Source organism: Arthrobacter sp. Ha26, assembly GCF_059091705.1.
This window is the reverse complement of sequence record NZ_JBNHGX010000001.1, coordinates 840,377-862,953: the sequence shown is the minus strand read 5'-3', so window position 1 is coordinate 862,953 and position 22,577 is coordinate 840,377. Positions and strand designations below refer to the sequence as shown.

The window sequence follows — 22,577 nt, the reverse complement described above, 5'->3', positions numbered from 1 at the left end:
GTATGAGTGACTCAGCTGATACCGGTGCCCCTTTCGACGACGACAATGCCGAGGAGGTTGACGCCGTGGAGACGGCGGAAAGCATCGCCGAAGACGTCAAGGATGAGATCCGGCTGGGTCACGTGCAGGACGATGTGAGCCATGTGCTGGAGGAACGCTTTGATGAGGCGGGCATCAACCTGCGTCCCGAAGCGGTGGATGACCTCGCCGAGGAAATTGAGCGGGACGTGTCCAGCTAGGGTGGCGTGTGGAGTTCCCTCCGTGGCCTAAGCTTCGTTTATGGGACTAATAATCACACTGCTTATTATTTGGCTTGTTCTTTCGATCGCGGGCTTCGTGGTGAAAGGCCTGCTGTGGCTGGCGTTCATCGGCCTGATCCTGTTTGTGGCCACGGCCGTGTGGGGCTGGTTCAAGCGCAAAGCCAACGTCTGAGCCTCCTCCGCTGAAGGGCTGCCGCATGGCAGCTAGTCAGTTTCCGGCCCCTCGCAGAAGTGGCAGCCTGCTTCGCAGGTGTCCTGGCTGGTGGCCGGGCTAAAGCTGGTCAATGGATGCTCCGATCAAGGGGTGCGCATGCTTGGGCTGGCGTGGTTCGGATTGGGCCACGGCAAGCTCCCAAACGACTGGATGGCCGCTTCGTGGCGGCATGATGCTGCCCTCTGCAACAAACCTGGCTTCTGACTCCTGCCCTGCCGGTACCCACCAGCCATCGAGCGGGCAATGCTCGCCGGTCCGGGCCTCGCCGCCTTTGCCGTGGTGCCTGCCCCGCGACTGCTTGCTGGGGATACGTTTCTTCATCATTGCTTCTTCTCCATTCACTCCACGCGGCGCTGCGTGACTGAGGCTGGTTTCGTTCTGCGTCCCAGTATCTATGTCAAGGGAAATAAGAAAAAGCGATGGATTCCGCATTGTATTAGTCGGAATTTGTGGTGAGTAAAGTGGAGCGATTTCAGGCCAGTTCGTAGTATTAGGGCGGGCGGGCCTGAAACGGCAGGGAACAACCTGGATTAGTGCGCTGGCCGTGTTGGGCGCATGGCTCCTTACCGGGAGCAATACCAGTGGTCCAGGTGGCCCGCACCGTCACTTAAAGCGAGCGGACGACGCCGGGAGGTCCCGGCGTCGTCCGCTCGCTTTTTAGGCCGTCAGTCTTCGTACGTGTTGGCGATGTACACGTCGCAGGGGGCGTTGTGCGCCACACTGTTGGCGACGCTGCCCAAGAGCCGGCCGATGCCGCGCATCCTGCGGTTGCCCACCACGATCACCCGGGCATCAAGGCGGATGGCTTCCTTGATCAGTGCATCCGCCGGCTTGCCGCGGGCGGCAGAGTGGGTAATCTGCAACCTCTGCCCGGAGTTGGCGAGCCCGTTGGCAACCAGTTCAGCGCTGTCGGCGTTTGAAATCCTCACCTTGTCCGACCCAACGCCGAAGGTCTCGGCCGTCTCGGTCTCGAAGGCGGTGACCACGTGCAGTGAGGCACCCAGCGCCGCCGCCAGGTCCCTCGCGGCTTCCGCGGCCTTCCTGGCCGACTCGCTGCCATCCACACCTACAACAACTACTCCACTCATGCCGTGCTCCTTTACTGGTATCCGTCACTTGGCGTTCAGGAGTCAGTCTAGAGAACTTCATGCACGACGCCGGCAAGTGGCTCGGACCAGAACAGCGACAGGCCAGAGCGGCGCCCGGACAGAACAGCGACAGGCCAGAGCGGCGCCAGGACAGAACAGCTTCCGAACCGTGGCAGTCAGAATCGCACTTCGGCGGCGCTTCTGCATTCAAGTGTTTCCCGCAGGGACTCCGACTTGCGGCACCCCAAAAGGTCCTCCTACGCGCCTCTCTAGCCGTGGGCGTGCAGGAACCGCTCGAGGGCGTCTTCGCCTGGGGAGTGTCTGAGGTAGATAAAGTCTGGTGGGTCGCCGTGGGCCGATGGCGGGCAGCCGGCCTTTGCTTTTTGTTCCGGCTGCAGTTGTTCGGGCCAGTGGGGTGGTTCCCAGTTCTGGTGTTCGCTTTTGTAGTGACGGCCGGTAGGTGAGGTCCAGCCGGGTGGTTCGGTTGTGGTGGCGGGGGTGGGTTTCCAGCCGCTGGTGTGGCGGAGTTTGTGGTGTTTCGGGCAGGGTTGTCCGAGGTTGCTGATTCCGGTGGTGCCGCCGTGGTGCCAGGCGAGGATGTGGTCGGCTTCGTTGTCGAGGGAGTTGTTGTTGCAGCCGGGGAAGGGGCATTTGCCGTCCCGGAGCATAAGCCATTTCCGCATTGCCGCGCCCACGCGGTAGTTGGTGCGGCCGATTTCCAGGGGCGCCCCGTCCCGCGGGTCCACCAGCACCCGGTAGAACGAGCCCGCCCCGTTCGCTACCAGGTCCCGCGCCATCGAGGGCGGGATGGGCCCGAACCCGTCCAGCATCGCGGGCTCATCGGTCAGGCCCATGAGCGAAAACACCGGCACGGTGACCAGTACCTGCACCCGGATCGAGGAGCCCGGCCCGGGAGCGGCTCCTGCACCAGTACCGTCCCCGCCAGCGCCAGCGCTACCGTTTCCGTTTTCGGCGCTGGCAATACCACCGGTCCCGGCGCCTGCGCTGCCGCCCGTAGCGGTCCCGGCACTGGTACTCCCACCTCCACCGGCACTGGCGCTGGCGGTCGTGCTGGTGTTGGTGCCAGTGGTGAGGAGTGCTGCGGAGAAGATGTCGGTGCGTGTCTGGGTGAGGGTGCGGGGTTCGTCCGGGCCCTGCGCGGCCCGGGCGAGTGTGGTGAGCCTGTTCCAGCCTGCCGCTGCCTGGTCGGCGGGCAGGTAGGCGCCGAGCCAGGCCATGCCGTCCTGGTCCGGCCGGTACTCCACGCGCCGGTCCGCCACGCCCTTGGCGTGGCGTTTTTCGATGGATTCGGCGTGGTGGCGTTCGCGCCAGGTGCGGGCCTTATGGCGGAACCGGTACGCCGGCATGTCCCCGATTGAGGCGGCCGCCGGCGGCCTCGGGACGTCCGGGTCCAGAAAGTTGGCTTCCAGCGCCGCCGCGCCGGCTGGGTCCAGGGTGGCGGTTTCGTCCACCATCACTGTGGCGTGCTGCCAGGAGATCGTCCCGGATTGCAGGGCTGCCAGAGTCCGGGGCAGGGAGGTGGTCAGGGCGTGCGACCGGGCCAGCAAGGAACCGGCGGCCCGGTCACCGATCGCGAGGACGCAGCCGATTTCCGCGGCGGTCGCCATCTCCAGCCCCTGCACAGGAGTATCCGGTGGCGCGGCCGCCCGGGCGGCGTCGGCGTACGTCCCCGCGGTCTTGGCCACTAAGCCCGACACGCGTGCCTGCACCCCTGCCGCGCCGGCAAGAATGTCCAGGCACCCATCAGCGAGGCCGGCCAACGGATCAGCAGCCGAGAACGGCTCTGAACCGCACCGGTCCACCTCGGCAGTGAGCACAGCAAGGGCGGACTCAATGTCCGCAAATGCCCTCGCCACCGCTGCTTTCCCCATACACCCATCATGACAAGGGGGTCAGACAATCCGGTGGGTGATGACTTCCATCCGCGGCGAATAAGGCCAAGATGGCCGAGGGAGTTCCACTCAACGACGACGACGGCGCCCTGGCTTGCTGAAATCGGGGCTGCCCCGGCATCCCCGGCTGAGGGAACGGCCTCCTGCGTCATCGCCTGCTCGGCGCGGAATTAGGACCCGGCAGCGCTGGCGGACCGGATAATCCAGGAACTGCAACTGGTCCCGGGTCAGTCACCCGCCACAACAAAAACTTCATAGATCAGCGCACATAGGAAAGCGGGCGACGGCGGGAGGTTCCCGCCGTCGCCCGCTTCCTGCTCCTGCGTCGGTTCTATTCGGAGGCGTTTGCTGCCACCGGAACCGACCGCTCATCGGCCGCAGCCGACTCGGCAGCAGCCGGGGGCACCGGCTTCTTCTTGAAGCGGCTGGTGATGCTGGTGCCGCCACCCGTGCGGTTCTTGTTGAAGATGTCGAAGCCTACGGCCAGCAGGAGGACCAGGCCCTTGATGAGCTGCTGGTAATCGGTGCCGAGGCCCAGGATGGACATGCCGTTGTTCAGGACGCCCATGATCAGGCCACCGATCATGGCGCCGGCCACTGTTCCGATGCCGCCTTGGACTGCGGCGCCGCCGATGAAAGCGGCGGCAATGGAGTCAAGCTCGAAGCCTGTGCCGCCGGCCGGTTGGGCCGAGTTGAGGCGTGCCGTGAACACGAGACCTGCCAAGGCTGCCAGGACGCCCATGTTGACGAAGAGGCGGAAGGTGACGGCCTTGGTCTTGACGCCGGACAGCTCGGCGGCGTGGAGGTTTCCGCCGATCGCGTACGTGTGCCGGCCAAAGACGCTGTTGTTCATCAGCGCCGTATACGCGATCACCAGGACGGCCAGCACGATCAGGACGATCGGCGTGCCACGGTAGCTAGCCAGGAGGAACGTGATGACCAGCATGAGCAGGGCGATGAAGGTGGTCTTGGTGGCAAACCAGGCCATAGGTTCGTTCTCGAGATCGAACTTCTTCCGGATCCGGCGTTCCTTCAGCGCCTGGATGAGCAGTGCCACGGTGGCTCCGACGCCCAGGATGACGGTTAGCCATTCCAGCACCGAGGTGCCGCCGGAGATGTCCGGCAGGAAGCCGCCGCCCAAGGCACGGAGTTCAGCGGGGAAGGGGGTGATCTGCTGGTTCTTGAGCGTGATCAGGGTCAGGCCGCGGAAGATCAGCATGCCCGCCAGCGTGACGATGAACGCCGGGATGCCGACGTAAGCGATCCAGTAACCCTGCCACGCTCCCACAAGCGCTCCCACCAGCAGGCACGCCGGGATGGCGATCCACCAGGCCCAACCCCAGTGGACGATCATCACGCCGGCTACGGCGCCGATGAACCCTGCGATGGAACCCACCGAGAGATCGATATGGCCGGCAATGATCACCATCACCATGCCGATCGCGAGAATGAGGATGTAGCTGTTCTGGACCACCAGGTTGGTGACGTTCTGGGGTTCCAGGAGGATGCCGTTGGTCAAAACCTGGAATAGCAGGACGATCAGGATCAGGGCAACGAAGATGCCAACCTGCCGGAGGCGGCTTGTCAGGAAGCCGAGCGATTCTCGTAGGGCGGACATGGTCCTATTCCTTCTCTTTGGTCATGTAGTGCATGAGTGATTCCTGGGTTGCTTCGGCGATGGGTACCTCGCCGGTGATGTGGCCAGCCGAGAGGGTATAGATCCGGTCGCAGATGCCAAGGAGCTCGGGCAGCTCAGAGGAAATGACGATCACCGCTTTTCCCTCCGCCGCCAGCTTGCCGATGATGGTGTAGATCTCGAATTTGGCGCCGACGTCGATTCCGCGGGTAGGTTCATCGAGGATCAGCACGTCCGGGTCCGAGAACATCCATTTGCTGAGCACCACCTTTTGCTGGTTTCCGCCGGAGAGTTTCCCGGTGATGGCGGCTACCGACGGTGCTTTGATGTTCATGCTTTCGCGGTAGCCGTTGGCCACCATGGTTTCCTGGTTCTTGTCCACCCAGCCGCCCTTGACCAGCTTCCGCAGCGCCGCCATGGAGATGTTCCGCTTGATGTCCTCAATCAGGTTCAGGCCGTACCGCTTGCGGTCCTCGGTAGCGTAGGCAAGGCCGTTCGCGATGGCAGCGGGAACGGTGGAAGTGTTGATTTCCTTGCCGTACTTGTAGACCTTTCCGGACGTCGCGGTGCCGTACGTCCGACCGAAAACGCTCATCGCCAGTTCAGTCCTGCCCGCGCCCATCAGGCCGGCAAGGCCCACCACCTCGCCCTTGCGGACGTTCAGGCTCGCGTTACGGACCACCATGCGCGAGTGGTCCTGGGGGTGCCTGACGGACCAGTCCTCAATCCGAAGGACTTCCTCGCCGATGCGGGGGTTCCTGTCCGGGTAGAGGCTCTCCAGGTCCCGGCCCACCATGCCGCGGATGATCCGTTCCTGCGTGATCTGGCCTTCATCCATGCGGAGGGTTTCGATGGTTTTGCCGTCACGGATGATGGTGACGGCGTCCGCGACCCTGCGGATCTCGTTGAGTTTGTGGCTGATGATGATGCTGGTGATCCCCTGACCCTTCAGATGGAGTATCAGGTCCAGGAGGTGGCCGGAGTCTTCGTCGTTGAGCGCGGCCGTGGGTTCGTCCAGGATGAGGAGCTTAACTTCCTTGGACAGCGCCTTGGCGATCTCCACCAACTGTTGCTTTCCCACGCTGATGTGCTGGACCGGGGTAACGGGGTTTTCACTCAGGCCCACCCGGGCCAGCAGCTTGGCCGCCTCCAGGTTCGTCTTGCGCCAATCCACCCAGCCGTTCTTGGCTTGCTCGTTTCCGAGGTAGATATTCTCGGCGATCGAAAGGTAGGGGCTCAGGGCGAGTTCCTGGTGGATGATCACAATGCCGCGCTTCTCACTGTCGCTGATGCTGGAGAAGTTGCACGGCTCGTTTTCGAAGAGGATCTCACCGTCGAAGGAGTTGTGCGGGTAGACGCCGGACAGGACCTTCATGAGGGTGGACTTCCCTGCCCCGTTCTCGCCGCAGATGGCGTGGACTTCGCCCCGGTTCACGTCCAGGGTGACATCCTGGAGGGCCTTCACGCCCGGAAAGGTCTTGGTGATTCCTCGCATTTGAAGAATGGGTGTGTTCATCGTCAATTCCCACTGACTGGTTGGAAAACTGGGCCGCCTGCGGCTGCAGGAGCCGACGGGAAGGGGTTGCGGCCAGCCTCTGTGGCCGGCCGCAACCCCAAACAACGGTTACTTTACGTCGGCGTCGGTGTAGTAGCCCGACTCGATCAGTTCCTTCTTGTAGTTGTCCTTCGTGATGATCACGGACTTCAGCAGGTAGGCCGGGACAACCTTGACCTTGTTGTTGTAGGTCTTGGTGTCGTTGGTTTCCGGCTCCTGTCCCTTCAGCACGGCATCAACCATCTTGACAGCCTGGGAACCCAGCTGGCGGGTGTCCTTGAAGATGGTGGAGTACTGCTCGCCGGCGATGATGGACTTCACGGAACCCTTCTCGGCGTCCTGGCCGGTGACCACGGGGAGGTCGCCCTTGGCATAGCCGCCGGTGCTGGTCAGGGCGGAGATGATGCCGATGGAGAGGCCGTCATAGGGGGAGAGCACGCCGTCGAGCTTGGTGCCGGAGCTGTAGGCAGCGGTAAGGATGTCTTCCATGCGCTTCTGGGCCACGGGGGCCTGCCAGCGCAGGATGGCCGCCTGCTCGAACTTGGTCTGGCCGCTCGGCACCTTGAGGGTTCCGGCGTCCAGGTACGGCTTCAGGGTGTCCATCGCGCCGGTCCAGAAGAAGTTGGCGTTGTTGTCGTCCGGGCTGCCGGCGAAAAGCTCCACATTGAAGGGGCCCTTGCCGTCCACCTTCTTGCCGCTGGCATCGACCAGGCCCAGTCCGGTCAACAAGGATGTGGCCTGCTGCACGCCTACGGTGTAGTTGTCGAACGTGGTGTAGTAGTCAACGTTAGGGGTGCCGTTGATGAGGCGGTCGTAGGCGATGACCTTGACGTTCTGTTCCTTTGCCTTGGCCAGGACATCCGTGAGGGTGGTGCCGTCGATAGCCGCAATAATGAGGGCCTTGGCTCCCTTGGTGAGCATGTTCTCGATCTGCGACACCTGGGTGGGGATGTCATCGTTAGCGAACTGCAGGTCGGTCTTGTAGCCCAGGTCCTTCAGGGACTTCTCCACGTTTCCGCCATCGGCGATCCAGCGCTCCGAAGTCTGCGTCGGCATGGAGATTCCCACCAGCGAGTCGCTGGGGTTTGCAGAGGCAGCCGATTCAGGCGCTGCGCCTCGGGAGCCGCAACCTGTGGCACCCACAGTAACTGCGAGGGCGACAGCAACGGCGCCCAGGAGTTTCCTCATTCTCACGATCTTCTCCTTTTGCGGAGCTTGCTCCGCTAAGTGGTGCTGGTCCGGCAAGCATCTGCGCGTACCGGTATGTTAGCGCTAACAGCAAATGTTAGTTCTTGTTTGCTTGTGAGTCAACTCACTCATCGGTCCAGCCGGGTGGTCTAAGGAACGAGGAGACGGTGCCCGTGCAACTACCATCTCAGGCCAGCCGCAGCCGCAGCGACTCAAGAAGCAGTTCAAGCCCCGCCTCGAAGGCCCTGTCGCTGCGCTCCCGCCCCTGGCCCGATGCTTTGACCAGCCGGGACAGGGTGGCTGCGGCTTCGGTGGGTGCCCACACGTCGTCGGGGGCGGCGAGGTCCATGCCGGCGCCGAGGGAAAAATTGTCAATGACGGAGATGATTGTCAGGACGTCCGCCTCGGGAAAACCGCCCTCAATGAGCGCGGAGGCCATGCGTTCGTAGGCGCTGATGACGCCGGGATCAGTGATGGTCTTGCCCACGATGAGCGGTACCACGAACGGGTGCGCTGCGTACATTTCCCGCTGGCCCCGCACAATCAATGAAACCGCAGTATCCCAGCCGGCGCTCGCAGGCACCTCCGGAATGGACTGTTCCGCCAGCCGGGCGCGCATGAGCTCGATGATCTCGTCCCGCCCCGATATGTGGTTGTACAGGGACGATGCGGTTACCCCAAGCCTTCGGGCAAGGGCATTAACGCCGAAGCCGGCCCCTTCATCCACCAGTTCAATGGCCGCATCCGCAATGCGGTCCACTGACAGGATCGGCGTCCTGGGCCGTGCCATCAAACTCCCTTCGTCAAAAGCCAGTCTAAGGACTCTTCCCTTTGATCCAGGTCACATGCATAATAAAACGAACGCCATTCGTTTTAGCGGGAAAGCCAGAACCGGCGGCAAGCGCCTCAGGATGCAACGAAGCATCCGCCGCAGGCCAACCACGCGCATCTCCCTGTTTAAAGGACAAGAAATGACCCAGCACGAACCACAGCGGCTTCCGCTGACCACCAAACGCGCGGTCTCGACTTTCGGCATCGGCGTGGTGGGCTTCATGAGTGCCAACCTGGTCCCGTTCATGATCCTTGCCATCCAGGATTCGCTGGAGGTAGGCGCCACCGAAGCCGGAACACTCATGACCGCCTGCCTCCTCGCCACCGCCCTCACCTGCCTCGCCGTCACCCGTTTCACCGAAGGCCGGGGGCGTTACCTCGTGGCGCGGCTGGGGCTCCTGGTGACGGCTGCCGGCTTCGGACTCGCCGCCCTGGACCTGGCTCCCGCCACCTCCATTGCCGGAATCATCGCCGGAGGTATCGGCGCCGGCGGCGCGGTGGCATCCGGCGGTGCTGCCCTTGCGGCATTGCGCAATCCAAACCGCGCCTCCGGCATCAGCGGATTGGCGAACCGCGCCATCGTCACGGTGGTGCTGGGACTCATTCCGGCAGTAGGTATCAGTATGGGCAGTGCCTTCGGCTTTGTGGCCGGGCTCTCCCTCGTGCTGCTGTTCGCTGCAGGGTGGCTGCCCACGGCCGGCGATTCAGCAGTCGGCGGCGAAGCGGCCCACACACCACCACGGCAAAGTACGACGACGGCAGCCACCACCGGGGCAACGGTCACCACCCGGACCATCACCTTTGCGGGCTTCGCGTTGCTGTCCATCTTTGCCCTCTGGGCCGTTGGCGAAGACTCGCTCTGGGCGATGTCCGGCGCCATTGGGGTAGCCCAGGCCCGGGATGACGGAGGAACAGTTGGGCCTGGTGCTGAGCGCCTCCACCGGCGGCGGACTGCTTGCCGCCATAGCCCTGATTTTCCTCGGAACCAGGCTGGGCCGGGCACTCCCGCTGGGAATCCTGCTCGCCCTCGGCGCCGCCTTGAAGCTGACAGCCTGCCTGACCACCGACTCCACGATCTACCTCGTCGCCATGATCGCCTGGAACACTGTGTACGCCGTCGCGTTTATGTACTTCATTGCCACCGCCGCAGCCCTCGATGCCAGCGGCCGCTGGTCCGGGCCGGTACTGGGGGTGTATCTGGTGGGATCCAGCTTCGCGCCTATGTTCGGAGCCTGGATCGGTGAGTCGTTCGGCTTCCCCGCCCTCGGTTGGGTCCTCGCCGGCTTCAGCCTGGTGCTCCTGGTTCCCGCCGTCCTTATCGCCCGGCTCTCGTCCCGGGTGGAGTCAGCGAACGCCGCAAACACTCCAAACTCGCCTGATATCGCCACCATCCGAACTGCAGGAGTATGAAACCCATGACCGTGCTGTACCGCAACGCCCGCGTCTTTACCGCTGACGGATCGGCTCCCTGGGCTGATGCATTCGTTGTCGACGCCGACACCCTTGCCCACGTCGGCACCAACGCCTCGGCCGAGGCGGCCGCCGGTGCCGCTGCCGAGGTGGTGGACCTCGACGGGCGGTTGGTGCTGCCGGGATTCATCGACGCGCACACGCACGTGATGATGCTGGGGGAGGCGCTGGGGAAGGTTGCTTTGACGGACGCCAGGTCCCTGCCCGAAATACAGGAACGCCTTCGCACCGCCCGGGCCACGAACACCGGTAGCGAGCGGGTGCTGGGGAGGGGCTGGCTGTTTGATTCGCTGCCCGGAGCACCAACCTCGGCCATGATCGATGAGGCCGTGTCGGATGCCCCTGTCTACCTCGATGCCAACGATTACCACTCCTGCTGGGTCAACCGGGCTGCCCTCAAGGAACTCGGCATCACCCGCGACACCCCGGATCCGCTCGGCGGGCGTATTGGACGGGACAGCCAGGGCGAGCCTGACGGCATGCTCTACGAAACTGCTGCCCAGCAGTTTGTCTGGACGTTCCTCGGGGAGGTGACGTCCGACGCGGACCGTGACGCCGCCGTCGAACGTTCCCTTGCTGCCTATCTCGCGGCCGGCGTTACCGGTGCAGTGGACATGGCCCTGGGCGAACTCGACCTGGCCGCTTTCCGGCGTGCTGCAGCACGGCGCGGCGGCAGGCTGCCCATCCGCATCGTGGCACATTGGTTCATCCACAACACCGGCGACGAAGCGGAAAACCTGGCGCAGGTGGAACGCGCCGTGCTCCTGGCGAAGGAAGTGAACACGAAGTGGCTGCGGGTGGCTGGCATAAAGCTGGCACTCGACGGCGTGATCGATGCCTGCACTGCCGCCATGAACCAGCCCTACGCGGACGGCTCGCACGCGGGGCCGATCTGGTTGCCGGAGCAGTTGGCTCCGGTGGTTGCCGCTGCCGATGCTGCCGGACTGCAGGTGGCGCTGCATGCCATCGGCGACCACGCCAGCGATATTGCCCTGGATGCGCTCGAACATGCCGCAGAGGTGAATGGTCCGATGCTTCGCCGCCACCGCATCGAGCACCTCGAATACACTTCGCCGGAAACCCCCGCCCGGATGGCCAGGCTGGGCGTCACCGCATCCATGCAGCCCGTCCACGCGGACCCCGCCATTTACGGCAACTGGGTGGCCATGCTGGGGGATGACCGGCCGGACCGCAGCTTCGCCTGGCCGGAGTATGTGGCCGCCGGCGCGCTTTTGGCCTTTTCCACTGACGCTCCCACCGCTCCCTATGATGCCCTGCAGAACATGTTCGTCGCCGCCACGCGGAAGTCGGCGCTGGACCCGTCCTATCCGCCCAACAATCCGCATTTCGCCCGGCCCCTGGCGGATGCCATCGGCCACGCCACACGCGACGCCGCGGCATCGGTCATGGAGGAGGACCGGCGAGGCCGCCTGGTGGCGGGACTCGCTGCCGACTTCGCCGTGCTTGACGCGGATCCGTTCCTCCATGGTGATGAGTCGTTGCTGAATGCCCGGGTACTGCGCACCGTCGTGGCCGGTCGCACGGAGTACCTCGCCTGACGCCGCCGGGGACCGCAGCCACCCCGTTTTGAGGGGAGGGGACGACGGCGGGACGTCCCGCCGTCGTCCGCCTCCGGTACCCTGTTGAAATGGTGCGAGGAATGGCTGAGTACGGCGCGGAAGGCATCCTGCTCGCCGGGGCAGGGCGGGCTCTCCTCCTGCAGCTTGCCGATCCCGCGGTTGGCCGGGGCGTTTACGAGCACAGCACGTTCGTGGGCCGGCCGGTCAACAGGCTCAAGGGCACCCTGACGTACGTTTACGCCATTGTCTACGGCACGGATGAGCAAGTGAAAGAGGTCCGCCGCAGGGTGAACCGCGCCCACGTTCCGGTCCACAGGCCGGACGAGGCGGCCACCGCCGGCTACAACGCGTACGACCCCCAGCTGCAGCTCTGGGTGGTGGCCACGCTTTATGACACGGCGGTCACTATCATCGAGAAGATCTACGGCCCGCTCGACGACGAGTCAGCCGATGCGATGTACCGCGACTACGCGAGGATCGGCACAGCCCTGCAGCTTCCGCCCGACGTCTGGCCGGAGGACAGGGCAGCATTCAGCCGCTATTGGAACCAGCGCATCTCCACCCTGCGCGCCGGGGACGCGGGGGTGCGGGTAGGCCGCGGGCTGCTGTTCCCGAAGCACACGGCTCTCTGGTACCGCGCCATCATGCCGGCCGCCAGGTTCCTCACGGCCGGGTTCCTTCCCGAGCAGCTCCGGCAGGACTTTGGCCTCCCGTGGAGCGGCCGCCACGAGCGCCGCTTCAACCGGACCATGCGGATTTTGGCCGTCACCTACCCCAAACTGCCCCAAGGCATCCGGCACTGGTTCAAGAACTATTGCCTGAACAGCCTGGAGACCGATATTCGCGGAAACAGCCGGCGGAGGCCAGCCCAGCGTCAGGGAGCCGGTGCGTAATTCCACCCCGCTGGAGCAGCGCCTGGACGATCGCGCGCGCCGGTTCCTGGAGAACGCCCCGGCCAGCCGGATACGCCCCAAGCTCACGGAATTCGTTGTCTTCGGCCTCAAGCAGGGCTGGGCGTGCATCTTCGGCGCCGCCCTCCTTGCTGTGCTCATGGCCGCGCGGCTCTGGTACCCGGAAGGCAGTGGACTGGCCAGGAACGATTTCCTGACCCTCGCCGCGGTGGCCATCCAGGTCCTCATGGTGGCGTTCAAACTGGAAACCCTCCGGGAACTGCGCGTCATTATCCTGTTCCACCTGGTGGGCACGGTGATGGAACTGTTCAAGACCGACGTCGGCTCCTGGTCCTATGAGGCGGAGGGCGTCCTGCGGGTGGGCGCGGTGCCGCTTTTCAGCGGGTTTATGTACGCGGCGGTGGGCTCCTACATGGTGCGGGTATACCGGCTCTTCGACCTCCGCTTCACCGGTTACCCGCGCCGGTGGATCACGGCCCTCGTTGCGGGGGCCATCTACGCCAACTTCTTTACCCACCACTACATCTGGGACCTGCGCTGGGTGCTGCTCGCCGCCGTCGTGATCACTTTCGGCCGGTGCGTGATGCACTTCAGGGTCTTTAGGAAGCACCACCGGATGCCCCTGGTCATCGCATTCCTCTTGGTGGCGCTCTTCATCTGGATCGCCGAAAACATTGCCACCTGGTCCGGTGCCTGGCTCTACCCCAGCCAGGTGGATGGCTGGCACCCGGTCCCGCTGGACAAACTCGTCTCGTGGTTCCTTCTGATGATCATCTCGGTGGTGCTGGTGGCCTGGGTCTACAAACCCCAGCCTCCGGACGCGGAAGAAGGGCAGAAGGAGTCCGCCGAACCGCAAGGTAAGCTTACTTACTAATTGCACATGGGCTGCGCGGAGGACTGAGGAAATGGTTGCAGGCAACAATCCGGCCGAGACCGGCGTCACCGGTGAGGTCCAGCAGGACCGCTTTGTCGGCGGCCAGGACCTCACCCGCTGGGATACCAAGCTGGGCCGGTTCCTGGTTTCGGTTGTCAAGAAAATCAGCAGCCTGCTTGGTTCGCATGCCGCGCTGGTGCTCACGCTGGCGGTCGGGGCGGTGCTGGCCGTTACCCTGGCGTCGGTTTTCGCCCAGGTCTATGAATCCGTGGTGGAAGCTGACGGTGTGGCAGGGCTGGACCATCCGGTCCTGGACGGTGCCAAGACACTTCGTTCCCCAACCCTGGATCTCGTGGTCACCGCATACACAGACATTGGCGGGACCGTCGGAATGCCCGTGCTGGCTGTAGTGGTCATGGTCCTTCTCGCGTGGCGGCGGCGGTCCTGGACACCTGTCATCCTGATGCTGGTGACCGGGCTCGGTTCGCTGCTGATGACTATCGCCGGCAAGGAACTGGTGGGCCGGACACGGCCTGACCTGGCCGACGCGGTGCCGCCTTACGAATACTCCGCTTCATTCCCCAGCGGCCACTCATTGAACTCGGTGGTGATCGCCGGGATCGTGGCCTACCTGATCATCCTGCGCCTCAAGTCCGCCCGCGCCCGCGTCCTGACAGTCGTGGCCGCAGCAATCTTCGCCGCTACCATGGGGCTCAGCCGGGTGTACCTTGGGCACCACTGGCTCACCGACGTGCTGGGGGCCTGGGCTTTGGGCGCCGCGTGGCTGTCGCTGGTCATCACCGCCCACCGCCTCTACCTCACCACCCGGGTGCATTCGGCCTGACTGAGCCCGGGCCGGACGACGGCGGGAGGTTCCGCGCCGCCGCCCGACCCGCCCTGCGCCGCCGCCGGCCCGCCCGTCATCGCGTGGCCGTTAGTGCGTGCCCGTCAGAATGCCGAACCGATTGAAGCCAGCGCCGGCGCAGTGTCACCGGCAAAGCGGTTCTCCGGACGTTCCAGGCCGTAGTGCTCACGCAATGTGGTGCCGGTGTAGTCGGTACGGAACAGGCCGCGGTCCTGAAGAATCGGCACCACTTGGTCCACAAACGCCTCCAGTCCCGAGGGCAGCACCGGCGGCATGATGTTGAAGCCGTCCGCCGCGCCGCCGTCGAACCACTCCTGGATGGCATCCGCCACCTGCACCGGGGTGCCGGTGAAGGTCCGGTGGCCGCGGCCGCCGCCCAGGCGGCCGATCAGCTGGCGCACTGTGAGCTTTTCCCGGCGGGCCAGCTGGACGATCAGGGTGTAGCGGCTCTTGGCGCCCTCGATCTGGTCCTCGCTCGGCAGGTCGTCCGGCAGTTGCCGGTCCAGCGGCAGGTCCTCGGGCTCAACACGGAGCGTCTTGGCCAGCTGGATCCGGGCGTACTCCGGCTTGATCAGGCGGTCCAGCTCCCGCTCCAGCTCGAGCGCTTCCTCCTCGGTGGCACCGATGACAGGCACGATGCCCGGCAGGATCTTGATGCGCTCCGGATCGCGGCCGGCAGCTGCAGTGCGGGCCTTCAGGTCGCGGTAGAACGCCTGGGCATCGGCAAGCGTCTGATGGGCCGTGAAGACGGCGTCGGCATACCGGGCCGCGAGGTCCTTTCCGGCTTCGGATGACCCGGCCTGGACGATCAGCGGGTGTCCCTGCGGCGGGCGGGGCACATTGAGCGGCCCGCGGACCTTGAAGTGCTTGCCTTCATGGTCGATCACGCGGATCTTTTCGGAGTCACCCCACACGCCCTCCGCCTTGTCGGCCAGGACTGCATCGTCCTGCCAGCTGTCCCACAGCTTCTGCGCCACCTCGATGAATTCGGCGGCACGCTCGTACCGGACAGCATGGGCGGGCTGGTCGTCCACGCCGAAGTTGCGGGCGGCGTCAGGGCCGGCGGTGGTAACAACGTTCCAGCCTGCGCGGCCTCCGCTGACCCAGTCCACGGAGGCGAAGCGGCGGGTCAGGTTGAACGGCTCGTTGTAGGTGGTGGAGGCGGTTGCGATCAGCCCGATGCGTTCAGTGGCTCCTGCGATGGCCGTGAGCAGCACGGTGGGCTCCAGCTTGCCGGCCGGGCGGCGGCCCACCTCGCCGAAGAGCACCGGAGAATCGGCAAAGAAGATGGAGTCCAGCTTGCCGCGTTCTGCTGTGCGGGCCAACCGCTTGTAGTGCTCAATGTTGGTGCTGGACTGCGGGTCGCTCTCCGGCAGCCGCCACGACGCTTCGTGGTGGCCGGTGCTCATCAGGAACGCGTTGAGGTGGAGTGTCCGCTGGGCTGGAGACGGTGTCGGGGCGGGGTGTGCGGAAGTCATGAGGTGCTCCTGGTTGAGGTGGGAGGGCGGCTTGCGTGGAAGGACGACGGCGGAAGGTGGGCATGGCCGAGCTGGCCCTGGACGAGGGCCGAGGATGGCTTTGGGGTAGTTGCGGTGCGTTCTGGTGCTGTCCGGCCGGGGCCGTGCAAACACCTAAGCACGCTGGTCAAGGCCTTGGCCAGCACTGCGCACCAGAGGCGAAACGGAAGGAAACGGCGCTACACATGGCGCCATTCAGAGGACAAACCGGGCAACGCGGCGCCATCATCCGCAACGGTGGTTAACGTGGCAGGCACGTCCGGAACACCCGGGCCGGCGTGGAGCTAACGTGCCTGGGCTTGAGCCAGCTCGGTGATTTTCTCCGTAGCGGCCCAGGAGGCGAGAAGCTTGAGGGCTTCTTCGGAAGGAGTGCCCGGGGTGGCGGGGTAGACAGTGAGGGCATGCCCGGGATCCTCTTCGAGCCCCAGGACCTGGTAGTTCAGTTCGAGCAGTCCCACCACGGGATGCTGGAAGATCTTTGTTCCGGCATAGTGCCGCCGGACGTTGTGGGCAGCCCAGCGGGTCCGGAACTCGTCGCTGCGCATGGAGAGCTCGCCGATGAGTTCCGCGATGCCCTTGTCCAGCGGATTGCGGCCGGCTTCACGGCGCAGGATGGCCACATTGGTCTCGGCGGCCCGTTCCCAGTCCGTGTAAAAGTTGTGCGCCCGGGAGTCCAGGAAGATGAACCGCGAATGGTTGGCCGGCCGGGCGGGGCCCCGGTACATGTCCGAGTACAGGGCGTAACCCAGGGTGTTGGCAGCCACGATGTCCAGCCGGTTATTGCCAATGAAAGCCGGCGCACTGGTGATGGCGTCCAGGAGGTACTGCAGTTCGGGGCGCACGCCGGCGGGCGCCGCGCTGGCGGCACGCTTGCGGCCGGATGTGTTGGCCGTCCGCGCAAGGTCGTAGAGGTGGTCGTGTTCGGCGCGGTCCAGCTCCAGGGCGCGTGCGATCGCGTCGAGGACACTGTCCGAGACGCCGGAGAGATTGCCGCGTTCCAGCCGGGTGTAGTAATCCACGCTGACGCCTGCCAGGCGGGCCACCTCTTCCCGGCGCAACCCGGGCACGCGGCGCCGTCCGCCGTACGGTTCGATACCTGCCTGTTCGGGCGTGATGCGCGCACGGCGGGTGGAAAGAAACTGCCGTACCTCGGCCCGGTTATCCATACAGGACACGTTACGGCGAAGGGCATGCCCGCAAGGAGGGTCTGGCAGAACCAGTTACAGCAGGGCCCTCGCTACGGATGCCGGGCGGCTGTTTGATGGACACAACCACAAAGCCTGCCAACCGGATGGAGCACCACTTGCGCGACACGATCAGGCACGCCCTTCGCCCGTGACAGCATCAACATCGCCAACCCGGGCCCCTTCTGCTGCCGGCGCCGTCCCCGCGACGCTCGTGGCCACGGTCATCTTCCTGACGGCGGTGGCCCCCCTGGCCACCGACATGTACGTCCCGGCCTTCCCGCGCGTTGCCGCGGAGTTCGGCAGCCCAGCGTCCGCGGTACAGCTGACCCTCACTACGTTCTTCGCCGGAATGGGACTGGGGCAGCTGGTGGGCGGACCTTTCAGCGACCAGCGCGGACGGCGGCTGCCGCTGGTGGCCGGAACCGTCCTGATGGCGGTGGCATCGGTGGCCTGCGCCCTCGCCCCGGACATAGCGATCCTGATGATCGCCCGGTTCCTGCAGGGCTTTGGCGGCGGCTGGGCCATGGTGATTGGCCGGTCCGTCATCGTGGACCTGGCTCATGGGTCCCAGCTGGTCCGGGTGCTCAACATCGTGATGGGCATCGGCGGGGTGGCACCCATCATCAGCCCGCTGCTCGGGGCGGTGATCCTGCAGCTGACCGGGTGGCGGATGACCTTCTGGACATTAGCCGCCCTGGGCATCCTGATGACCCTCTGCGCCCTGTTCGTCGTCCCGGAATCGCTCCCGCCGGAAAAACGCCACTCCGGCGGGCTGGCCGAATTCGGCCGAGCGGCCAAGGACGTGCTCTCAAACCGCCGGTTCGTCGGCTATGTGGTGGTGGCGTCGTCGGCCTTTATCGCCCTGTTCGCGTACGTGGCAACGTCGGCGTTCATCCTGCAGAACATGAACGGGCTGTCTCCGGTGATGTACTCCATCGTGTTCGCCGCTAACGCCGGCGGCATGACAATCGCGGCCCTCGTCTCAGCCAGGCTGGCCGGCCGGGTCCCCACCAGGAAGGTCATCCTGGCGGGACAGCTGATCGCCCTGGCCGCCGGGGTGGCCATGCTGGCCGGAGCACTCTGGTGGGCCACCCCGCTGCTCGTAGCCATGGGCTGCTTCTTGGCCCTCATGGTGGCGCAGGGCCTGATCAACACCAACGGCGGCGCGCTCGCTTCCGCGGAAGTGCCCCAGCACCCCGGCACCAGTTCCGCCGTCCTGGGACTCGTGCAGTGGACCACCGCAGGCATCGTGGCGCCAATCGCCGGCCTTGGCGGCGAGAACACGGCCGTGCCCATGGCCCTGCTCATGATCGGCGGCGCGCTGCTGTCCCTGTTTGGGCTCCTTGTCCTGGCCCGCCCGCATTCCAAACCCATTCCCTTCCAGGAGGTAAAAGCACATGCCTGAAAACGTTGGACAGACTCCGATGCAGAAAATGATGGGCGATTTCGCTCCCACATTTGTGTCACTGACCGATGACGTGCTGTTCGGGCAGGTGTGGTCCCGGCCGGAACTGTCCCCGCGGGACCGCAGCCTGATTACCATCAGCAGCCTCGTCTCGGCCGGGAACATCGAACAGCTCGAGGCGCACATCCCCATGGGCATCGCCAATGGCCTCACCGAGGACGAGGTCAAGGAAGCGATCACCCACGTGGCGTTCTACGCCGGCTGGCCCAAGGCCGTGTCCGCGCTCATGCTGGCGAAGCGCATCCTCGCCAAGTAGTTGAGGCGAGTAGCAGGCCAGCCAGCAGCAGCCGCCCAGTAGCAGCCGCAGGAAAGGAACCAAATGAACATCGAACCAGCCCGTGAAACCATCAAGAACCCGCCGGAGCAGTTCGCCGGCGACGTGTGGTTGGACATCATTGCCGCGCCGCATGGGCCCGAACAGCGTGCAGTGGTTGCCAAAGTTCGTTTCGCGCCGGGTGCCCGCACGGCGTGGCACTCACATGAACGCGGCCAGTACCTGCACGTCACCGCAGGTGTTGCCCGCTTCGGCACGCGTGACGGCAACATCGTCGAAGTGCACCCCGGGCAGACGCTCTACACCCCGCCCGGGGAGGAGCACTGGCATGCCTCGGCCAACGGAACTTTCATGGAGCACATCGCCATCCTCGAGAACGGCGACGATCCGGCCAAAACCACCATCTGGGCAGACCACATCACCGACGACCAGTTTGAAGGCCGCCAAGGGTAGGACTGCCAGACCCAGTATCAACAGGGCCACCCCTGAAGGGCCCATATGCCGCATTGACGGCCTTTTTCCCCGCTAGCATAAAGAAAGCCCCCCCCAAAACCACAGGAGAGCCATGACTACCGTCAAAGCTTATGCATCCCCGTCCGCCACAGAGGACCTCATCGCCACCACCATCGAACGCCGCGAAGTGGGGCCGCACGATGTCCTGATCGAGATCAAGTTCGCCGGCATCTGCCACTCGGACATCCACACCGTCCGCGGCGACTGGGGCCCGCAGCAGTACCCGCTGGTGCCCGGGCACGAAATCGCCGGCGTCGTCACCCAGGTGGGCACTGAGGTGACCAAACACCAGGTAGGCGACCGCGTCGGAGTCGGCTGCATGGTCAACTCCTGCAAGGAGTGCGCCAACTGCCTGAAGGGCGATGAGCAGTACTGCCTCAAGGGAATGGTGGGCACGTACGGGGCGGTTGACAGCGACGGCACCATCACGCAGGGCGGCTACTCAACCCACGTTGTGGTGACCGAAGACTTCGTGGTGCGGATCCCCGACGGCCTGGACCTCGACGTCGCCGCCCCGCTGCTGTGCGCCGGCATTACCACGTACTCCCCGCTGCGGCACTGGGGTGCCGGCCCTGGCAAGAAGGTGGCCGTCGTCGGCCTTGGCGGGCTCGGCCACATGGCCGTCAAACTGGCCCACGCCATGGGGGCCGAGGTGACGGTTCTGTCCCAGTCTTTGAAGAAGCAGGAGGACGGGCTGCGCCTGGGTGCGGACCACTACTTCGCCACCAGCGATCCCGGCACGTTCGAAGAACTCGCCGGCCACTTTGACCTGATCATCAACACGGTCAGCGCCTCGATCGACATCAGCTCCTACCTGCAGCTGCTGGCCCTCGAAGGCGCACTGGTGAACGTCGGCGCCCCTGCCGAGCCGCTGCCGGTCAACGCGTTCGCCCTCATCGGCGGGCGCCGGTCCTTCGCCGGTTCCATGATCGGCGGCATTGCCGAGACCCAGGAAATGCTGGACTTCTGCGCTGAGCACCACTTGGGTGCCGAGATCGAGGTCATCCCGGCCGAAAAGATCAACGACGCCTACGAGCGCGTCCTAGCCTCTGACGTCCGCTACCGCTTCGTGATCGATACCGCCACCCTCCAGTAACACAACGCCTTCGACGGCGGCCGGCTCCGGGGGAGCGGGCCGCCGTTGCGCGTCAAAGCCTCAAAGCCCTTCTGTTATTCGCCACAACAGTTCGGCGCCAATCAGCCGGCGCACGGTCCTAAACCTGCCCCCGGTTCCACAATTGAAAGACAGGTTTTTACGCGAGGAGGTTGACATGCGTGGGTCCGCCGGGTTGCTGTCCGTGTTGGTTGTGGCTGGCGTTTTGGCGGCCGGATGCGGCCAGCAGCCAGCCCCGCCGATCTCGACGACGGCTGTTCCCGGCACGTTTACCGTCACCAGTGTGCCGCCCACGCCACCGGTCCAGCCGACGCAGTCACCTGCCGGCCCTACCGCGGCCACCACCCCGGCGAAGGCCTGGATGACCTTTACTACGGCGGACGGACAATTGGCCTTCGATCATCCGGCCGCGTGGAGCGTCCGGGATCCGGCGGGCGAGCTCCCTGAAGGCGGCGGGGCTTTCGCGGAGGTCACGAACGAGGCGGGCAGGCCGCTGGCGACGCTGCGGACCAACATGGCCACAGGGTCCACCTGCATGGAGAAGTACCCCTTCTCCGAATTTGAGTCCCAGGAAATGCCGGCCCTGGCCCAAAACGGGGACGTGCCCCGGTATGTGTTTGAGACCCGCGGCAATGCCGGCGCTCCCGGCCCGGCCGATACCCCGGCTGCCGCCTACGGCATTACCACTGTTGAGGCTCCGGCCGGTGATTCGGCCTGCCCGATCTTCCACTTCTTTACCTGGCCGCCCACGGCCGCCATGTTCGGCGCCTTCTACAACCCGGACAACAACAGGACCCCGGGCGCCGAATCCTTGCCCTACCTGGAACAGGCGCGGAAATACATGGACACCACGGAGTACCAGAACATCAGGCGCATGATCACGTCGCTCCGGCCGGCCGGCTGAAGCCCGTCATTTGAACACCTCGCTGGTTCCTAGCCCTCGACGCTCTCCGCGTCGTCGGTAAACTGCTGGTCCACGGCCGCCGGGTCGAAGATTTTCCGCATGACTAGGGTGGTGAGGCCGTTGCATGCGGCGAGGTCTTCCGGATGCCCGGCTTCCACCACCATGCCTTCGGCGATGCGCTCCACCACGTCGGTGAGCACACGGGTGGACACCTTGTCCACGAACCCGGGCAGGGCGCCGATCTGTCCGCCGAGTACCAGGCGGTCCGGGTTGAGGGTGGTGACGGTGGCGGCCAAGGCCCGGCCCAGGACATCGGCCGCTTCATCGAGGGCTTCAAGGACCTCGGAATTATCCTTCGTGGCCGCCGCACTGATGTCCTCGACCTTCCGCAGCCCCAGGTGGCCCAGCCTGTCCCGAAGCGCGCGGCCCGAACTGTAGGCGGCCAGGCACCCGTGGCGGCCGCAGCGGCAGAGCGGACCATCAGCGGACATGCGGATATGGCCGATATCGCCGGCAGATCCGTGGGCTCCGCGCAGGATGGATCCTTCCACCACGATGCCACAGCCAATACCGGTTCCCACCTTGACGTACACCACCGTTTCAGCGTCGCTGGCCCGTTCGCCCAAGGCCGCGGCACGGGCATCGTTCTCAATAACCAGCGGCAGGTCCCAGGTCGTTTTGACGGCCTGCACCACTGAATCGGGGGACCAGCCCGGGATGGTGGTGGGGTGCTTCACGTGCCCGGTTTCAGCCTCCACCGGGGCCGGCAGGCTGACGCCGATGCCCAGCAACGTTTCATCGGCGCCCTGCTCCACCAGCTTCAGCCCCGCCTTGACCAGTGGAGTCAGGACAACCTCAGCGGGCGCGCTGATATCCAGTTCGAAGGTCTCGGACCGCAATTGGCGGCCTGTGGTGTCAGTGATGCTCACGGTGCCGTGGGCCTGCCCCAGGGTCAGGGCCAGGACAACCCGCCCACGGTCCTCGAACCGGATCTTCCGGGAAGGCCGGCCGCCTGTGGAGCCGAGGGGTTCAGCCTCGTAGATGTAACCCCTTCTGGTCAGGGTGTCCAACCGCTCGTAGAGCGTTGCGCGCGACATCCCGGTGCTCGACAGCAGCTGTTGGCGCGAGAGTCCGTCAGCTGCACGGATCAGTTCCAGGAGATGCCCATGCGAGGTGGCTCCGCCCAGGCTGGCAGGCACTCTTTCAACTGTCACACCG

The 22,577-nt window shown here is 65.0% G+C and carries 23 protein-coding genes; 12 read left to right on the top strand and 11 right to left on the bottom strand.

Annotated elements, in window-relative coordinates; genetic code table 11:
• The first annotated feature begins 2 nt into the window (after positions 1 to 2).
• Both AC5RVY_RS04115 and AC5RVY_RS04110 read left to right on the top strand, forming a co-directional pair.
• Entirely contained in the window at positions 3 to 239 is a 237-nt protein-coding gene (locus AC5RVY_RS04115; protein ID WP_493953411.1) for a hypothetical protein, read from the top strand.
• A gap of 40 nt (positions 240 to 279) precedes the next feature.
• A complete protein-coding gene (locus AC5RVY_RS04110; protein ID WP_493953410.1) occupies positions 280 to 432 on the top strand; it encodes a hypothetical protein in 153 nt (50 codons plus the stop codon).
• Positions 433 to 531: 99 nt separating this feature from the next.
• Here AC5RVY_RS04110 and AC5RVY_RS04105 read toward each other — a convergent pair whose 3' ends face one another.
• The 8 genes from AC5RVY_RS04105 to AC5RVY_RS04070 all read right to left on the bottom strand — a co-directional run bounded on the left by AC5RVY_RS04105 (position 532) and on the right by AC5RVY_RS04070 (position 9,511).
• The gene (locus tag AC5RVY_RS04105) at positions 532 to 798 is read right to left on the bottom strand and encodes a hypothetical protein (RefSeq protein ID WP_493953409.1); all 267 of its coding nucleotides are present in this window, start codon (positions 796 to 798) and stop codon (positions 532 to 534) included.
• A 341-nt stretch (positions 799 to 1,139) separates the two neighbouring features.
• Positions 1,140 to 1,562, bottom strand: a complete 423-nt coding sequence (locus AC5RVY_RS04100) for a universal stress protein (RefSeq protein ID WP_493953408.1) — start codon at positions 1,560 to 1,562, stop codon at positions 1,140 to 1,142.
• A 269-nt stretch (positions 1,563 to 1,831) separates the two neighbouring features.
• Positions 1,832 to 3,454, bottom strand: coding sequence for an HNH endonuclease signature motif containing protein (locus AC5RVY_RS04095; protein ID WP_493953407.1), 1,623 nt, complete (start codon positions 3,452 to 3,454; stop codon positions 1,832 to 1,834).
• Positions 3,455 to 3,806: 352 nt separating this feature from the next.
• Positions 3,807 to 5,093, bottom strand: a complete 1,287-nt coding sequence (mmsB, locus tag AC5RVY_RS04090) for a multiple monosaccharide ABC transporter permease (protein WP_493953406.1) — start codon at positions 5,091 to 5,093, stop codon at positions 3,807 to 3,809.
• A 4-nt stretch (positions 5,094 to 5,097) separates the two neighbouring features.
• A complete protein-coding gene (gene mmsA, locus AC5RVY_RS04085; protein WP_493953405.1) occupies positions 5,098 to 6,627 on the bottom strand; it encodes a multiple monosaccharide ABC transporter ATP-binding protein in 1,530 nt (509 codons plus the stop codon).
• A gap of 108 nt (positions 6,628 to 6,735) precedes the next feature.
• Entirely contained in the window at positions 6,736 to 7,854 is a 1,119-nt protein-coding gene (chvE, locus tag AC5RVY_RS04080) for a multiple monosaccharide ABC transporter substrate-binding protein (protein ID WP_493953699.1), read from the bottom strand.
• 187 nt (positions 7,855 to 8,041) lie between these two features.
• The gene (locus tag AC5RVY_RS04075) at positions 8,042 to 8,644 is read right to left on the bottom strand and encodes a TetR/AcrR family transcriptional regulator (protein WP_493953404.1); all 603 of its coding nucleotides are present in this window, start codon (positions 8,642 to 8,644) and stop codon (positions 8,042 to 8,044) included.
• A gap of 414 nt (positions 8,645 to 9,058) precedes the next feature.
• The gene (locus tag AC5RVY_RS04070) at positions 9,059 to 9,511 is read right to left on the bottom strand and encodes a hypothetical protein (RefSeq protein ID WP_493953403.1); all 453 of its coding nucleotides are present in this window, start codon (positions 9,509 to 9,511) and stop codon (positions 9,059 to 9,061) included.
• 74 nt (positions 9,512 to 9,585) lie between these two features.
• Here AC5RVY_RS04070 and AC5RVY_RS04065 point away from each other — a divergent pair, with 74 nt between their 5' ends.
• The 5 genes from AC5RVY_RS04065 to AC5RVY_RS04045 all read left to right on the top strand — a co-directional run bounded on the left by AC5RVY_RS04065 (position 9,586) and on the right by AC5RVY_RS04045 (position 14,364).
• Positions 9,586 to 10,095 carry an MFS transporter gene (locus AC5RVY_RS04065; protein WP_493953402.1) on the top strand — a complete coding sequence of 170 codons (510 nt, stop codon included), beginning with the start codon at positions 9,586 to 9,588 and terminating at the stop codon, positions 10,093 to 10,095.
• Positions 10,096 to 10,100: 5 nt separating this feature from the next.
• Positions 10,101 to 11,714 carry an amidohydrolase gene (locus tag AC5RVY_RS04060; RefSeq protein WP_493953401.1) on the top strand — a complete coding sequence of 538 codons (1,614 nt, stop codon included), beginning with the start codon at positions 10,101 to 10,103 and terminating at the stop codon, positions 11,712 to 11,714.
• Between the two features lie 101 nt (positions 11,715 to 11,815).
• Entirely contained in the window at positions 11,816 to 12,628 is an 813-nt protein-coding gene (locus tag AC5RVY_RS04055; protein WP_493953400.1) for an oxygenase MpaB family protein, read from the top strand.
• Complete coding sequence (locus AC5RVY_RS04050; RefSeq protein WP_493953399.1) at positions 12,621 to 13,520, top strand: DUF817 domain-containing protein; 900 nt, start codon at positions 12,621 to 12,623, stop codon at positions 13,518 to 13,520. The genes AC5RVY_RS04055 and AC5RVY_RS04050 overlap by 8 nt, the downstream gene beginning before the upstream one ends.
• Before the next feature lie 31 nt (positions 13,521 to 13,551).
• Positions 13,552 to 14,364: a phosphatase PAP2 family protein gene (locus AC5RVY_RS04045; RefSeq protein ID WP_493953398.1), complete on the top strand. Its 813-nt coding sequence runs from the start codon at positions 13,552 to 13,554 to the stop codon at positions 14,362 to 14,364.
• Positions 14,365 to 14,468: 104 nt separating this feature from the next.
• On the opposite strand, the gene AC5RVY_RS04040 is transcribed toward AC5RVY_RS04045, so the two are convergent.
• Both AC5RVY_RS04040 and AC5RVY_RS04035 read right to left on the bottom strand, forming a co-directional pair.
• On the bottom strand, positions 14,469 to 15,863 hold the full coding sequence (locus tag AC5RVY_RS04040; protein ID WP_493953397.1) for an LLM class flavin-dependent oxidoreductase: 1,395 nt from the start codon (positions 15,861 to 15,863) through the stop codon (positions 14,469 to 14,471).
• 323 nt (positions 15,864 to 16,186) lie between these two features.
• Entirely contained in the window at positions 16,187 to 17,068 is an 882-nt protein-coding gene (locus AC5RVY_RS04035) for a helix-turn-helix transcriptional regulator (protein ID WP_493953396.1), read from the bottom strand.
• 169 nt (positions 17,069 to 17,237) lie between these two features.
• Here AC5RVY_RS04035 and AC5RVY_RS04030 point away from each other — a divergent pair, with 169 nt between their 5' ends.
• From AC5RVY_RS04030 to AC5RVY_RS04010, 5 genes are all read left to right on the top strand, one after another.
• A complete protein-coding gene (locus AC5RVY_RS04030) occupies positions 17,238 to 18,494 on the top strand; it encodes a multidrug effflux MFS transporter (RefSeq protein WP_493953395.1) in 1,257 nt (418 codons plus the stop codon).
• Positions 18,487 to 18,810 (top strand): carboxymuconolactone decarboxylase family protein, encoded by a 324-nt coding sequence (locus AC5RVY_RS04025; protein WP_493953394.1) that lies wholly within the window; start codon positions 18,487 to 18,489, stop codon positions 18,808 to 18,810. The genes AC5RVY_RS04030 and AC5RVY_RS04025 overlap by 8 nt, the downstream gene beginning before the upstream one ends.
• 63 nt (positions 18,811 to 18,873) lie before the next feature.
• The gene (locus tag AC5RVY_RS04020) at positions 18,874 to 19,281 is read left to right on the top strand and encodes a cupin domain-containing protein (RefSeq protein ID WP_493953393.1); all 408 of its coding nucleotides are present in this window, start codon (positions 18,874 to 18,876) and stop codon (positions 19,279 to 19,281) included.
• Positions 19,282 to 19,393: 112 nt separating this feature from the next.
• Positions 19,394 to 20,437, top strand: coding sequence for an NAD(P)-dependent alcohol dehydrogenase (locus tag AC5RVY_RS04015; protein WP_493953392.1), 1,044 nt, complete (start codon positions 19,394 to 19,396; stop codon positions 20,435 to 20,437).
• A 175-nt stretch (positions 20,438 to 20,612) separates the two neighbouring features.
• Complete coding sequence (locus tag AC5RVY_RS04010; RefSeq protein ID WP_493953391.1) at positions 20,613 to 21,359, top strand: hypothetical protein; 747 nt, start codon at positions 20,613 to 20,615, stop codon at positions 21,357 to 21,359.
• A gap of 29 nt (positions 21,360 to 21,388) precedes the next feature.
• Here the strand turns inward: AC5RVY_RS04010 and AC5RVY_RS04005 are convergent, their stop codons facing one another.
• Entirely contained in the window at positions 21,389 to 22,573 is a 1,185-nt protein-coding gene (locus AC5RVY_RS04005) for an ROK family protein (RefSeq protein WP_493953390.1), read from the bottom strand.
• Between the last annotated feature and the right edge of the window lie 4 nt (positions 22,574 to 22,577).

Coding starts and splice junctions, on each gene's coding strand:
- AC5RVY_RS04115 (WP_493953411.1), top strand. CDS start 3: ATGAGTGACTCAGCTGATACCGGTGCCCCTTTCGACGACGACAATGCC.
- AC5RVY_RS04110 (WP_493953410.1), top strand. CDS start 280: ATGGGACTAATAATCACACTGCTTATTATTTGGCTTGTTCTTTCGATC.
- AC5RVY_RS04105 (WP_493953409.1), bottom strand. CDS start 798: ATGATGAAGAAACGTATCCCCAGCAAGCAGTCGCGGGGCAGGCACCAC.
- AC5RVY_RS04100 (WP_493953408.1), bottom strand. CDS start 1,562: ATGAGTGGAGTAGTTGTTGTAGGTGTGGATGGCAGCGAGTCGGCCAGG.
- AC5RVY_RS04095 (WP_493953407.1), bottom strand. CDS start 3,454: ATGGGGAAAGCAGCGGTGGCGAGGGCATTTGCGGACATTGAGTCCGCC.
- mmsB (WP_493953406.1), bottom strand. CDS start 5,093: ATGTCCGCCCTACGAGAATCGCTCGGCTTCCTGACAAGCCGCCTCCGG.
- mmsA (WP_493953405.1), bottom strand. CDS start 6,627: ATGAACACACCCATTCTTCAAATGCGAGGAATCACCAAGACCTTTCCG.
- chvE (WP_493953699.1), bottom strand. CDS start 7,854: ATGAGGAAACTCCTGGGCGCCGTTGCTGTCGCCCTCGCAGTTACTGTG.
- AC5RVY_RS04075 (WP_493953404.1), bottom strand. CDS start 8,644: ATGGCACGGCCCAGGACGCCGATCCTGTCAGTGGACCGCATTGCGGAT.
- AC5RVY_RS04070 (WP_493953403.1), bottom strand. CDS start 9,511: ATGGACAGCAACGCGAAGCCCGCAAAGGTGATGGTCCGGGTGGTGACC.
- AC5RVY_RS04065 (WP_493953402.1), top strand. CDS start 9,586: ATGACGGAGGAACAGTTGGGCCTGGTGCTGAGCGCCTCCACCGGCGGC.
- AC5RVY_RS04060 (WP_493953401.1), top strand. CDS start 10,101: ATGACCGTGCTGTACCGCAACGCCCGCGTCTTTACCGCTGACGGATCG.
- AC5RVY_RS04055 (WP_493953400.1), top strand. CDS start 11,816: ATGGCTGAGTACGGCGCGGAAGGCATCCTGCTCGCCGGGGCAGGGCGG.
- AC5RVY_RS04045 (WP_493953398.1), top strand. CDS start 13,552: ATGGTTGCAGGCAACAATCCGGCCGAGACCGGCGTCACCGGTGAGGTC.
- AC5RVY_RS04040 (WP_493953397.1), bottom strand. CDS start 15,863: ATGACTTCCGCACACCCCGCCCCGACACCGTCTCCAGCCCAGCGGACA.
- AC5RVY_RS04035 (WP_493953396.1), bottom strand. CDS start 17,068: ATGGATAACCGGGCCGAGGTACGGCAGTTTCTTTCCACCCGCCGTGCG.
- AC5RVY_RS04025 (WP_493953394.1), top strand. CDS start 18,487: ATGCCTGAAAACGTTGGACAGACTCCGATGCAGAAAATGATGGGCGAT.
- AC5RVY_RS04020 (WP_493953393.1), top strand. CDS start 18,874: ATGAACATCGAACCAGCCCGTGAAACCATCAAGAACCCGCCGGAGCAG.
- AC5RVY_RS04015 (WP_493953392.1), top strand. CDS start 19,394: ATGACTACCGTCAAAGCTTATGCATCCCCGTCCGCCACAGAGGACCTC.
- AC5RVY_RS04010 (WP_493953391.1), top strand. CDS start 20,613: ATGCGTGGGTCCGCCGGGTTGCTGTCCGTGTTGGTTGTGGCTGGCGTT.